The sequence below is a fragment of the Sphingobium sp. FW305-3-2-15-F-TSA7 genome (assembly GCF_058787155.1).
This window is the reverse complement of sequence record NZ_JBYSZM010000010.1, coordinates 160,374-172,773: the sequence shown is the minus strand read 5'-3', so window position 1 is coordinate 172,773 and position 12,400 is coordinate 160,374. Positions and strand designations below refer to the sequence as shown.

The following is a 12,400-nucleotide window of genomic DNA, read 5'->3' as shown; positions in this document are numbered from 1 at the left end:
ATTATAAGGATGAGAGGGGCGCTCAATCGTCGCCGACCCAGATCGGCGGGGTGTGCCGCCACCATTGCAGCGCGACTTCGAGCTGATAGGCGAGCGCCAGCAAAAGCGCCTCGCCGCCCGGTCTGGTCGCGAACTGGATGCCGACCGGCAACCCATTGTCGCTGAAGCCGATCGGCAGGCTGATCGCGGGCGTGCCCGCAAAATTATCGACCCAGCAATAGCCGGCATAGTCGATGAGCCGGTCCTTCTGATCGAGCCACGACACGTCGGGGCCGAATACGCCGATGCGGACGATCTCGGTGCCGAGCGTCGGCGTCATCCAGATGTCGATATCGTCCAGCCGGGCCAGATAGGCGGCGACGATGCCCTCCATCGTCCTCCACGCCGCGGCGAAGCGTTCGTCGTCGACCGCCTGTCCCGCCGCAACCAATGTGGCCGAGCGATATTCCAGATCCTCAGGCGCGATCGCCATGCCGATCGCGTCGGACAACAGGCCGAGACGGCGCGAGAAGGTTCCTTCCGCAACGACCTGCAACGCATCGGTTGCACCTGCGCCGTCGAACGGCAGAGCCGCATCGCTGACGCCATGGCCCAGCCTGCCGAGCAGATCGATCGCTTCCGCGAAGACGCGCGCGACACTCCGGTCAGGCTGCCCGCCGGTCCGCATGATCCGGCTATAGGCGTGGATGCGTAGCGGCCGATCGACGGGTGCGGTGACCAAAGGCACGGGGGCGAAAGCGGCGCCGGGCGCGCGCGTCTGGGTTCCCTCCAGCCAGGCGGCGGTGTCGCGCACCGTGCGGCTGACGCAGCCGCTGACGTTGAGATCCGAAATCGCGCGCAGCGCCTCATCGCCGAAATTGCGCCCGCGCGAGGGCTTGAGACCGACGAGACCGCAGGGTGCGGCGCCGTGGCGGATCGAGCCGAGACCGTCGCTGGCATGCGCGACCGGCACGACCCCCGCCGCCACCGCCGCCGATCCGCCGCCTGACGATCCGCCCGGCGTGTGATCGAGGCTCCACGGATTGTGCGTCGGCCCGGCCAGCGGCGATTCGGTGACCACGTTGAGCCCGAGTTCGGGCATGGTCGAACGCGCGATCGAGACCGGGCCGGCCGCGGCGATCGCGCGCGTATAGGGCGCGTCGTCCGTCGCGATATAATCACGCAACGCCGCGGAGCCCCAGCGGGCCGGCAGCCCCTTTTCGGTGATCATGTCCTTGATCAGCGTCGGGATGCCGGCAAGCGGACCGGTGCGGGGTTCGCGCGCCTGCATACGAGCGCGATCGAAATTGGGCCAGGCGATGAAATTGAGCCGTGGGTTGGCCGTCTCCGCACGTGCGATGGCGCGTTCGATCAGCGTAGCGGCGGTGGTGCGCCCTGCGTCGATCGCCTCGAGCATATCGGTGGCGTCGCCAGGCGGTGCGGCGGTCGATAGAGGCGTCTTCATGCTTTTTCTCCCGAAAGCTGGGACCGGATCGCCCGGACGGTGGCCGCATAGGGTTTTGGCGCGAACGACATCAATATCGCCGAAATCACGAGCGACGGCACGCTGACGATGGCGATCGCATGCAGCATGCCGCGCGGCCCGGCGAGCAGGCCCGACATCAAACCCACCGCCATCGGCGAAACCGCGAGCGCCAATGCGTTGATGATGCCCAGGATCGCCAGCACCCGCGATCGCAGCTGTGGCGGCGCGAGACTCTGGAGCACGCCCGGCATCAGTGCGGAGCCGGCGATCCCCAGCGTGCCCTGGACGGCGGCAACGGCATAGGCCTGAAACGGCGACGCGACGAAAGGCAGGACCATCGCCGGCAGCGGCGTCAGCGCGACGAAGATCCGCGCGACCGCGACCGGCTCCAGATCGTCATTGCGCCCGCGTATTTTCAGGAGCGCGGCGGGCAGCGCGACCCCGATCAGCGTCGCGATGGTGATCGCCACGCCAAGGCCGACGCCGACCGTCGCGGGATCGACGCCGAAGGCGCGCGGCAAGGCCAGCGGGAACCAGATCAGCGCCGAGGTCATCGCGACGGCCATGGCGAAGATCGAACCGAAGACGCAGCTCAAGGTGCGCCAATGCAGCTTCGCATAAGGCAGGAAATCGTGCATCGCCGCATCGTCGCCCGCACGCTGCACCGGCGGGGGCGCCTGCCGCCGGCTGAGCGGCATGGTGAGCACGAGCAGGAAGAAGATCGGCCCCGGGAGCGCGACCACCGTCATGGCGATGCGCCATGTATCGATGCCCGCCAGCCAGGCCGGAAAACCGGGTTGCGCACCCGCCAGCCATTGCAGCATCGCGCCGCCGACCGCCATGCCGATGCCGGCACCGAACAGCGATCCGCCGTAGAAGATCAGATTGGCGGTGTGACGCTGCCGTTCCGGGAACAGATCCGGGATCATCGCATAGACGATCGGCGCCAGCCCCGCCTCTCCGATGGCGATCCCGATCGTCGCCATGAACAGGCCGCCGAAACTGTCCTGCAAGGCGCAGAGCCCCGTTGCCAGCGACCAGCAGGCGACTCCGATCGCCAGGATGAGCCGGCGGCCGAAGCGGTCGGCAAGCCAGCCCATCGGATAGCTGGCGACGGTGGCGAAGACGGCCACGCCCAATCCCTGGATCATGCCGATCTGCAAGTCGGTGAAGCCCAGCGAGGTCTGGAGCGACGGCGAGATCAGACTGAGCATCTGCCGGACCACAAGCCCGAAAAGCGTCGTCATCATGAGGACGACAAGGCCATACCAGGCCAATACCGAGGCGCCGCGCGGGGCGCCACCGTCCTGGGCACTGGTCGTCGCCGATTCGGGGATCGAAAGCCCCTTCCCGTCCGCAGCTGCGCCGCTTTGCATCGCCAGATCCTCCCCGGCCGCAATGGCCGTGCACCAGGGATTCCACATTTTCATAAAAGAAACAAGTTGACTTTATTGTTATTTGAGCGAAGTTGATGCGGACAAGCCGGCATGACCGGCAAAGTGGAGTGGATCGATGCAGTTTTCCGTTCGTGCGTCACTCGAGCAATTCACGCTTCCGCATCCCGGCGGCACGGGACAGCTGAAGATCAGCGTGGCGGAGCCCGCCGACATGCCAGCCGCGGCGGATGCGCCGGTGCCCGTGCTTTATGTCGTCGACAGCGACATCATCTTCGGCATCGCCGCCGAGATCGCGCGTGCGATGGCGAGCGTCGGGGCCGGCCCCGTCCATTATGTCGTCGGCATCGGCTATGACGCCGACTATGCCGATTTCCTGAAGCTGCGGACGGCGGACTTGACGCCGCCGATCGGCGCCGCGGCGCAGGCGGACCTCGGCAAGCTGGGCGCGATGATCGGCGCCGAGCGCAACGGCGGCGCCGATGCCCTGCTGGCCTTCATCGTCGACACGCTGAGCACAGAGATGACGGCGCGCTATCCGCGCACGGCGGGCGGCGAACGGATCCTGTTCGGCCATTCGCTCGGCGGTCTGTTCGCCGCCAATGCGCTGCTGACCCGGCCCGACGCCTTTTCCGCCTATATCGTCAGCAGCCCGTCGCTGTGGTGGGACGGCTTTTCGATCCTTGGCGGGCTGGCGACGTTCGGCGAGCGGCTGCGCGCGCTGCCGCGCCAGCCGCGCGTGTTCGTCGACGTCGGCGGCAAGGAACAGGATGTGCCGCAAAGCGTGCCGCCCGGGATCGATGCCACGCTGGCGGAAGTCCAGGCGCAGATCGCCGCCGCGCGCATGGTCGACGCCGCCGCGGAATTCGCGGACGCGCTGAAGGCCGCGGGCCTTTCGAACCTGCGCCACATCGCCTTTGCGGAGGACGATCACAGCTCGGTCGTGCCGGCCGCCTTGGTCCACGGCATGCGCTTCGCGCTGCAAGGCTGAGGCCGGCACCGAATTCACGAACAAAAAATAGGGAGGAAGACATGCGGATTCTGGCAGGACTCTTGGGTGGAACGGCACTGGCGATCGCGATGGCGACGCCCGTCGCGGCACAGGATTCAGGCGCGGATCGGGACGGCGAAACAGCGACCGACGAGATCGTCGTCACCGCGCAGAAGCGCACCGAAAGGCTGATCGACGTCCCGTCCGCCGTGACCGCGATCAGCGGCGCGACGCTGACCGAACGCAATCTGACCCGGATCGAGGACATTGCCGCGCACACGCCGGGCCTGAGCTTCAACCAATATGCCGCCGGACTGCAGGTCACGCTGCGCGGCCTCAACGCCAGCGGCCAGGGTGCAACCACCGCGATCCTCGTCGACGATGTGCCGCTGACCTCCGCTTCATCCTATCAGCAGGCGACGACGCCCAATTTCGACACCTACGATCTTCAGCGGATCGAGGTGCTGCGCGGCCCCCAGGGCACGCTCTACGGCGCCTCGGCGCTTGGCGGCCTGGTCAAATATGTCACCCGGTCGCCCGATCTCGGCCGGTTCGAGGGCACGGGCCAGCTGGAGATCAACACCGTCCGCGGCGGGCAGACCGGCGGATCGGCGCGCGGCGCGCTGAATGTGCCCGTCGTCGCCGATGCGGTCGCGCTCCGCGTTTCCGGGCTGTACGAACGCCTGCCGGGTTTTGTCAACAATCCCCTTCGCGGCGATCGCAATGCCAATAGCGGGGAGCGTTACGGCATCCGCGGCTCGCTATTGTGGCAGGTCAGCCCCGATTTCAGCGTCAGGCTCGGGGCGATCTGGCAGCGCGACCATGTCGACGCATTGCCGCTCGTCGAGCTTGTCGGCGCGGCGGCGACGCCGGCCACGCCCCCGGCGAACGCCGCGTCGATCGCCCATGACGGCGATCTCCAGCGGAACACCCGCCTGTCGGAATCGGTCGTGCGCAAGGCGCAGGTCTATAGCGCGGCGCTCAATTACGACGCCGGCGCCGCGACCATCACGAGCATCACCAGCCTTGCCAGGATCGGTTTCAACCAGATCCTCGACAATACGGATGAGAATGCCGCGCCCGGCCTGACCTTCGGCGCGATCGTCTCAGGCGTCTATGGCCAGCCGATCACGATCAGCGGCAACAACATCACGTCGGTCCGCCGGTTCAACCAGGAGATTCGGATCGCATCGGCGCCCGGCGGCGCGATCGATTATCTCGCCGGTGTCTTCTATGCCGACGAGAAGAGCCGTGTCGCCCAGATCTTCGACGTGCTGACCGTCGCGCAGCCGACCGCGATCCTGACCACGCCCTTTCCCGGCGGCTCGCTCTCCGTACCCGCAAGCTATCGCGAACTGGCGGGTTTCGGCCAGTTGACCTGGCATATCGCACCGAATGTGGCGGTGACGGCGGGCGGACGCTATGCCCATAACCGGCAGAAATCGCAGGCCAGCAAATTCTTCGGTTTCGCCACGCAATTGACCGGCGATGTCGTCGACGATCCGTCAAAGGCGAGCGACGGCAAGGCGACCTGGTCGGCGGCGATCAGCTGGCATCCGGTCGAGCGCGTCAATCTTTATGGCCGCGTCGCAACGGGCTACCGCCCCGGCGGTCCCAATGCCACGCCGCCCGGCACGCCGGCCGGATTCCAGACGCGATACGATCCCGATACGACGGTCAATTACGAACTCGGCGCCAAGGGCGAGTTGCTCGATCGCCGCCTGGTCTTCGACGTCTCGATCTTCACGATCGACTGGTCGCATATCCAGATCCCGACGCTGACGACCAACCCCGATACCGGCGTCCCGTTCAACTTCACCGCCAATGCCGGCAAGGCGCGTAGCCGCGGCATCGAATATGCCTTTCGCCTCACCCCGATCGAGCGGCTGACCCTGTCGGTCAGCGGCGCCTATACCGATGCGGAGCTGCGCACCGACACGCCGTCGATCCGGGGGCTTCGCGGAGACCGGCTGCCCTATGTGCCGAAATTCACCAACACGGTCAGCCTGGATTATCGTGCGCCCATGGGCGGTGAGACCACATTGTTCGCCGGGATCGACTGGAGCTATGTCGGCGGGCGCTATTCGGCGTTCGTCGCCACTACCGCCAATAGCACGCATCAGCGGCTGCCCGACTATCACGCGGTCAATCTGCGCGGCGGCGTCGATTTCGGGCGCTACCAGCTCGATCTCTACGTGACCAATGCCGGCAATGCGCACGGCCTTTATTCCTATAGCAGCGGCGGCGGCGCGAACGGCACGGGTACGGGCATCGTCCAGCAGCCACGCACGTTCGGCGCGCGCGTCAGCGCGGCCTTTTGATGTCGTGGGCCGGGATGTTGTGGGGGATCCCGGCCCCGGTCCGGCCGGTTGCAATCCAGGTGTAATTTTCGGACGCAAACCTTAGGAAAGCCGGTAAATGCAGTTGATGGATGAGAATGCCAGCGTGACGACGAGCCCGACCAAAGCCCGCCGCAGCCAGGCGGACCGCAGCGCCGCCACCCGCGCAAAGGTGATCGAGGCGGCGCGCGACGTGCTGTGCGCACAGGGCTATTCGGGGGCGACGATGCACGCGATCCGCGATGCCGCCGGCATCAGCCTGGGCGCCATCCAGCATCAGTTCCCGACCAAGGCGAAGATCATGGCCGCGGTCGCCGCCGAATTCTCGGCCTATCGGATACAGGTCTATACCGACGCCATCCGGCGCGGACGGACGCCGCGGGAAGCGATGGAGAATCTGCTCGACGCCAATTTCGAGATGGTCGGGCGGCCCGAAATGGCGGCACTGCTCGAAATCCATCTGGCGCGCCGCAACGACCCCGAACTGGACCGCGAAGTCGCGCCGAGCACGCGCCGCTTCGACCGCCGCGTGCGCCTGTGGGGCTATCGCATCCTGCATGCCGCCGGGATCGACGATGACGACGAAGCGCATCAGAGCCTGCAGCTGCTCAACAATGCCGTGTCGCGCGGATTGACGGTGGAATATATCCGCAACCCCGACAGCGCGGTCGTTCAGCGGTCGATCCGGATCTGGAAGGCGCAGATGATGGAATTGCTGTTCGGCGCCTGAAACGTCGCAGGTTCGGAACGTGAAGGAGGAGGCTTCGCTTCGCACGCATCATGGCCTAGCTTCGGCGCCATGCGCATCCTGACCCTGCTGGCTTCGGCCCTTCTCACCCTGCTCCCCTTCCCCGCCATGGCGCAGCCCTGGCCGACGAAGGAAGGCGATGTGACGCTCCCCGATTTCCGTTTCGGTTCGGGCGAGACGATGAAGTCGCTCAAGATGCATTACACCACGCTGGGCACGCCCCGGCGCGGGGCAGACGGCGAGATCGAGAATGCGGTGATGGTGCTGCACGGCACCGGCGGTTCGGGCAAGCAGTTCATGGCGGCGCAGTTCGCCGACGAACTTTACGGCCCGGGCCAGCCGCTCGACATCACGCGCTGGTATGTGATCCTGCCCGACAATATCGGCCATGGCGCATCCTCCAAACCGAGCGACGGGCTGCGCATGGCGTTCCCGAAATATGATTATGCCGACATGATCGAGGCGCAGCGGCGGATGCTGGCCGAAGGGCTGGGCGTGAAGCGGCTGGAGCTGATCCTGGGCACGTCGATGGGATGCATGCACGCATTCGTCTGGGGAGAGACGCATCCGGGCTTCGCGCGGCGGCTGGCGCCCTTTGCCTGCCTGCCGGTGGCGATCGCCGGGCAGAACCGGATCTGGCGCAAGCTGTCGATCGACGCGATCAAGGCCGATCCGGCTTGGAAGGATGGCAATTACGCCGCACAGCCCGAACAGGGCCTGCGTACCGCGCTCAGCCTGATGCTGATCGCCGGCGCCAATCCGCTGGCCTTGCAGGCGCAATATCCGACACGCGCGGCGGCAGAGACCTATCTGGAACAGGCCTATCCGCGCACCGCATCGGGGCGCGACGCCAACGACCTGATCTATCAGATCGATGCATCGCGCAGCTACGATCCCGCACCCGGACTGGAAAAGATCGCGGTGCCGGTGTTGTGGATCAACTCGGCCGACGATTTCATCAATCCGCCCGGCTACGGCATCACCGAAGCGGCGGCGAAGCGCATGCCGCGCGCCCGCTTCATCCTGATCCCGGCCAGCGCCGACACCAAGGGCCATGGCACGCACACATGGGCGAAATTCTGGAAGGCGGATCTGGCGAAGCTGATGGCGGAACGCTGAGAGGGCCCCTGCCCTATTCGAGATAGAGCGCGCGCAGCCGCGCGAGATCCACCGCGTTCAGCCCGATCTCCTGTTCCAGATAGGCCGAAACCGATCCCCAGCGTCGCTCGATCACCGCGAAGGACGTGGCGAGATAGGGTTTACCGTTGGATGCGGAGAGCGAGGGCGGCTTGGCGGTTTCCGGCTCCTTCCGGTATTTCGCGAAATAGGCATAGACCGGATTGACCGTCGCCAGCGCATCGGGGATCGGCGCAACTTCCCATTCGGTGCGGCGGTGGCGCTCGGACAGCAGATAATCGGCATAGATGGTCTCGCGATCGACGCCGAGCGCGCTCAGCACCAGCGCGGCCGCCAGCCCGGTGCGGTCCTGCCCCGCCGAGCAGTTGAACAAGGTCGCCCCCTCGTCGGCGAGCAACCGGTCGAACAGCAGCCGCAGCTGCGGCGCGATCATCGTCGGCAGGACGGCGTACATCTCCTTGATCGCCGTCTCGGTGCCATCCTTCTTCAGCGCGGTCTGGATCGTCTCGAGCAGCGGCGCGAAGGAATAGCCGACCGCATTGTAGCGGATGCCGTCGAGCCGGGTCGGCGCCAATATGCGTTCCTCGTCGGATCGCAGGTCGACGATATTGCCGATGCCCAGCGCGCGGACGGCGATGACGTCGCTATCGGTCAGCATCGGCTGCGCACCCGCGCGGTAGATACGCCCCCAGCGCACATGTTTGCCGCCGGCCGCCGCATAGCCGCCGAGATCGCGAAAATTGGATGCCTGTTCCAGCGGCACGATGCGTTCGGGCGCGGCCCGCTCGATGGGCACGGCAACGACCTGCGCGCCCGCATCGGGCTGGACGCAGCAGGCGAGCAGCGGCCCCAGGCCGATCAGCAGCCAATGTCTCATATCTCGATTCTCCCGGTTTCGGCGGAGGGCACGGCCCCAATGGTCTCCAGTCGCGACGCGGCAGCCGCCAGCGCGAATGCGGTGATGAAGCCATCGAGCGCCGACGCACCGGTGATCCCCGCACCATATTCGCCATATGTCGCGACCGCGCTCGCCACGCCCCAGATCGCCAGGCTGCGCCAGCGCACGTCCGCCGCCACCGCCCGGCCGAACAGCGCCTGCTGGATCAGGATCGCGGCAGCCGGCGGAAACACCAGGCCGAGCAGGACGAGATAGCTGACAAAGGCGTTCTGCACGCCGGCAAGCGCGATCAGCGCGCCGACTGCCGCCGTCACGATCACGATATGGGTGAAACGAACCCGCTTCAGCCAGGTCGAGCTGACGAGCGCCGACGAGTAAAGCGTCATGATCCCATTCTGCATCAGGCCGAGCGGCAACAGGATCGTCAGCACCACCGGCATGCCGAGCAGCATCAGCACCTCGGCCGGATCGCCGCTGCGGGCGACCAGCCCCGCCGCCGCATAGCAACCGATCACCACCGCCCATACCGGCCCCAGCGCCGTGCCGGCGGCGATCATCGCATCGCGCGGGCGGGCGATGAACCGGCTGTAATCGGGCAGGATGATGCAACCGATCACGAACGAGCCGATGATCGCCGATATCCCCCGGCCGATCGGCACGGCTGTAGCGGCAATGGTATCCGCCGTCTCCAGCCGCGGCAGCGCCGCCACCGCGACGAAGACCAGCAACAACAAGAGCAAAGGCACGAAGATCAGCGGCACCCGCGCGATCAGCGAGAAGCCGAAGATCGTGATCGCCCCGATGATCAGCGCCGCGCCAAGGATGCCGCTCGCCAGCGGCGGCTCCGCGCCGAACGCTCGGCGGATGCCGCCCACCGCCAGCTCGCCGATAAAGCCCATCTCGACCGCGAGCCAGCCGAGCAGCGCGATCCCGAGTGCGGCGGTCAATACCCGCGCGCCCCTGGAGCCAAAGGCCTGTTCGGACAGCAAAGCCGTCGAGCGCCGCGTCCTGACCCCGGCATAGGCCATGAGCATGGCAAGCCCGGCCGTCAGCGCGCAGCCGGCGACGGTGACGATCACCGCGTTGAACAGGCCATAATCGCGGCCGATCGTACCGCCCAGGATGATCATGGGCACGCTCATGATCGAGCTGATCAGGATCAGCGTGATCGACCCGGCGGAGCGGTTGGCGTGCTCGGCCGGCACGGGTTCGCGCGGAAATTCATTGCTCATTCGACAGATTCTCTTGCCAGGGCTGCCCCGCGCATCGCGCCAGGCCGGCGCGTTTCAGGGCATGGCGTATCCGACCATCGTCTTGGGCCGCGGCACGGGGGAACAATGCTTGCTGTGCGTCAGCCCGGCCCGGACGATCCCCTCCGCGACGCAGACGGTCGCCGGGATCGGGTCGATCACCGGTATGCTGTGGCCGCGTTCGGCCAGATAGGTTTCGATCGCCGCCGCACAGCCCAGAAAACCGGTGCAGCCCAGGATGATGACGTCCGCATCATCCTGTTCCACCGCCTCCAGCGCGCATTCACCCAGCCGCCGCTTCGCTTCCTCGATCCGCGGCTCCAGCTCCAGCACCGGAATGTCGACCACCTTGATCGCCGCCAGCTTCTCCTGGACGCCGCTCAGGCGGATCAGGTTGCGGACCATCGGTTTCACCGCGTTGAGCACGGTCACATAGCCGAAGCGTTGCCCCAGCAGCGTGGCCAGGTGCATCGATGTCTCGCCCGGCCCCAGCACCGGGATCGACAGCATCTCGCGCGCCGCCTTCACCCCCGGATCGGCCATGCAGTCGACGATGACGGCGTCCGCGCCCGAGCGTTCGGCCTTGATCGCCTCCGCGATCGTCGCGGGCACCGCGAACGCCTCGTCATATTCGCTCTCGATCGAGGGCGGTCCGGTTTCGAGCAGCGACTGGGTGATGGTCAGCCCGGCATGGGTGAGATGCGCGACATCGTCGAGCGAGCGCACACCCTTCGTCGTCACCGGCGTCACGAGATGGATGCGCATGACGGTCTCAGCCTCGCGCCGGATCGACGGTCTCGGTCAGCGCGCCCGCGGTGCCGCCGCGCAGATAATCGTCGGTCTTCTTCAGCCAGTCCTCGCGACGCGGCGACCACATGTCGATCTCGACGACGCGGCCGATCATCTCGGCGCCATGCGGCTGGTGAGGCGGGATCACCATCACTTCGCCGGCATGCAGGTCGCGCGTCTCGCTCTTCGCCTCGTCGAACCAGAAGCGCATCGTGCCCTCGACCACCTGGGTCACCTGCTCATTCTCATGCGCGTGGAGCGGCACGACGAAGCCGTCGTCGAAATAGATGCGCGCGATCGTCATCTTCTCGCCGGTCACGATCTGGCGGCTCATGCCCTCGGCCACTTCCTCCAGCGGCACATCGTCCCATTTCAGTATCTCAACCATCGATATCCTCCCTCTTGCCGGCCCTCACCGGCGTCAGCCAATTCTTACGGTCTCGCACCCGGCCGCGCACCACATCCTGGAAAGCAGCGCGCAGCCGCTCGGTGACGGGGCCGATGCGGCCATCGCCGATGCGGATATGATCGACGGTGCCGATCGGCGCGATCTCGGTCGCGGTGCCGGTGAAGAACAGTTCATCTGCGATATAAAGGAACTCGCGCGGGAAGGCGCTCTCGCGAACAGGAATGCCCAGCGCCGCCGCGATCTCCATCACCGCAGACCGCGTGATGCCCGAAAGGATGCAGCCGTCGACCGGCGGCGTGACCAGCACGCCGTCACGCACCGCAAAGATATTCTGCCCGCTGCCCTCGCTCACCATGCCGTCGGGCGACAGCGCGATCGCCTCGGCAAAACCCTTTGCGATCGCGTCGAGCTTGATCAGCGCCGCATTGTTGTAATGGCCCGCCGACTTGGCGAGTGCCGGGAAGGTGTTAGGCGCCGGCCGGGCCCATGACGAGACGCAGACATCGATGCCGCGATCCGCCTCGCTCTGGTCGAGATAGCTGCCCCATTGCCAGGCAGAGACATAGGTCTCGACCGGATTGCCGATCGCCGCCATGCCCATGTCGCCATAGCCGCGCATCACCATCGGCCGCAGATAGCAATCCTCCAGCCCGTTGGCCGCCACCAGATCGATGCAGGCGCGCTCCAGCGCGTCGATCGAATAAGGCAGGTCGATGCGATAGATGCGGCAAGAATCCTGCAACCGCCGCAGATGCTCGCGCAGGCGGAAGATCGCCGGCCCCGCTTCGGTGCGATAGCAGCGTATCCCCTCGAACACCGAGGATCCGAACTGCACGCCGCCCGACAATATATGCACCTGCGCCTCCGCCCAGCGGATATGGCGTCCATTGTGCCAGATGTAATCGGGCTCGTTGATCGATTTGCCCATCAGGCCCTCTCCAAACAGGTCCTGGCGGGCGGATGCGCGCATGGCGCCCCCG

11 protein-coding genes are annotated in these 12,400 nt (G+C 66.4%); 4 read left to right on the top strand and 7 right to left on the bottom strand.

Annotated features, from left to right (window positions below; all coding sequences use genetic code 11):
• Positions 1-22 precede the first annotated feature (22 nt).
• Positions 23-1,444 (bottom strand): amidase family protein, encoded by a 1,422-nt coding sequence (locus AC3WN8_RS10300; RefSeq protein WP_492669317.1) that lies wholly within the window; start codon positions 1,442-1,444, stop codon positions 23-25.
• Positions 1,441-2,841 carry an MFS transporter gene (locus AC3WN8_RS10295; RefSeq protein ID WP_492669316.1) on the bottom strand — a complete coding sequence of 467 codons (1,401 nt, stop codon included), beginning with the start codon at positions 2,839-2,841 and terminating at the stop codon, positions 1,441-1,443. The genes AC3WN8_RS10300 and AC3WN8_RS10295 overlap by 4 nt, the downstream gene beginning before the upstream one ends.
• Positions 2,842-2,977: 136 nt before the next feature.
• Between AC3WN8_RS10295 and AC3WN8_RS10290 the strand changes: the two genes are divergently transcribed.
• The 4 genes from AC3WN8_RS10290 (at position 2,978) to AC3WN8_RS10275 (ending at position 8,056) form a co-directional block, all read left to right on the top strand.
• On the top strand, positions 2,978-3,850 hold the full coding sequence (locus tag AC3WN8_RS10290) for an alpha/beta hydrolase (RefSeq protein ID WP_492669315.1): 873 nt from the start codon (positions 2,978-2,980) through the stop codon (positions 3,848-3,850).
• Between the two features lie 41 nt (positions 3,851-3,891).
• Entirely contained in the window at positions 3,892-6,171 is a 2,280-nt protein-coding gene (locus tag AC3WN8_RS10285) for a TonB-dependent receptor (protein WP_492669314.1), read from the top strand.
• A 97-nt stretch (positions 6,172-6,268) separates the two neighbouring features.
• Entirely contained in the window at positions 6,269-6,919 is a 651-nt protein-coding gene (locus AC3WN8_RS10280) for a TetR/AcrR family transcriptional regulator (protein WP_492669313.1), read from the top strand.
• Between the two features lie 69 nt (positions 6,920-6,988).
• Complete coding sequence (locus AC3WN8_RS10275) at positions 6,989-8,056, top strand: alpha/beta fold hydrolase (protein WP_492669312.1); 1,068 nt, start codon at positions 6,989-6,991, stop codon at positions 8,054-8,056.
• A 13-nt stretch (positions 8,057-8,069) separates the two neighbouring features.
• Here AC3WN8_RS10275 and AC3WN8_RS10270 read toward each other — a convergent pair whose 3' ends face one another.
• Genes AC3WN8_RS10270 through AC3WN8_RS10250 form a run of 5 tightly spaced genes read right to left on the bottom strand, consistent with a single transcriptional unit; the run spans position 8,070 to position 12,390 of the window.
• Positions 8,070-8,951, bottom strand: a complete 882-nt coding sequence (locus AC3WN8_RS10270) for a tyrosine-protein phosphatase (protein WP_492669311.1) — start codon at positions 8,949-8,951, stop codon at positions 8,070-8,072.
• Positions 8,948-10,204: a purine-cytosine permease family protein gene (locus AC3WN8_RS10265; protein ID WP_492669310.1), complete on the bottom strand. Its 1,257-nt coding sequence runs from the start codon at positions 10,202-10,204 to the stop codon at positions 8,948-8,950. Before AC3WN8_RS10265 ends, AC3WN8_RS10270 begins: the two co-directional genes overlap by 4 nt.
• Positions 10,205-10,258: 54 nt before the next feature.
• Positions 10,259-10,987, bottom strand: a complete 729-nt coding sequence (locus tag AC3WN8_RS10260) for an aspartate/glutamate racemase family protein (protein WP_492669309.1) — start codon at positions 10,985-10,987, stop codon at positions 10,259-10,261.
• Positions 10,988-10,994: 7 nt separating this feature from the next.
• Complete coding sequence (locus AC3WN8_RS10255; protein ID WP_222993948.1) at positions 10,995-11,399, bottom strand: cupin domain-containing protein; 405 nt, start codon at positions 11,397-11,399, stop codon at positions 10,995-10,997.
• On the bottom strand, positions 11,392-12,390 hold the full coding sequence (locus AC3WN8_RS10250; RefSeq protein WP_492669308.1) for a branched-chain amino acid transaminase: 999 nt from the start codon (positions 12,388-12,390) through the stop codon (positions 11,392-11,394). Before AC3WN8_RS10250 ends, AC3WN8_RS10255 begins: the two co-directional genes overlap by 8 nt.
• Positions 12,391-12,400: the final 10 nt, after the last annotated feature.

Excerpts from the sequence above, each read along its gene's own strand:
- AC3WN8_RS10275 (WP_492669312.1), top strand. The coding sequence starts at position 6,989 with ATGCGCATCCTGACCCTGCTGGCTTCGGCCCTTCTCACCCTGCTCCCC.
- AC3WN8_RS10295 (WP_492669316.1), bottom strand. The coding sequence starts at position 2,841 with ATGCAAAGCGGCGCAGCTGCGGACGGGAAGGGGCTTTCGATCCCCGAA.
- AC3WN8_RS10255 (WP_222993948.1), bottom strand. The coding sequence starts at position 11,399 with ATGGTTGAGATACTGAAATGGGACGATGTGCCGCTGGAGGAAGTGGCC.
- AC3WN8_RS10260 (WP_492669309.1), bottom strand. The coding sequence starts at position 10,987 with ATGCGCATCCATCTCGTGACGCCGGTGACGACGAAGGGTGTGCGCTCG.
- AC3WN8_RS10300 (WP_492669317.1), bottom strand. The coding sequence starts at position 1,444 with ATGAAGACGCCTCTATCGACCGCCGCACCGCCTGGCGACGCCACCGAT.
- AC3WN8_RS10270 (WP_492669311.1), bottom strand. The coding sequence starts at position 8,951 with ATGAGACATTGGCTGCTGATCGGCCTGGGGCCGCTGCTCGCCTGCTGC.
- AC3WN8_RS10265 (WP_492669310.1), bottom strand. The coding sequence starts at position 10,204 with ATGAGCAATGAATTTCCGCGCGAACCCGTGCCGGCCGAGCACGCCAAC.
- AC3WN8_RS10280 (WP_492669313.1), top strand. The coding sequence starts at position 6,269 with ATGCAGTTGATGGATGAGAATGCCAGCGTGACGACGAGCCCGACCAAA.
- AC3WN8_RS10250 (WP_492669308.1), bottom strand. The coding sequence starts at position 12,390 with ATGCGCGCATCCGCCCGCCAGGACCTGTTTGGAGAGGGCCTGATGGGC.
- AC3WN8_RS10285 (WP_492669314.1), top strand. The coding sequence starts at position 3,892 with ATGCGGATTCTGGCAGGACTCTTGGGTGGAACGGCACTGGCGATCGCG.
- AC3WN8_RS10290 (WP_492669315.1), top strand. The coding sequence starts at position 2,978 with ATGCAGTTTTCCGTTCGTGCGTCACTCGAGCAATTCACGCTTCCGCAT.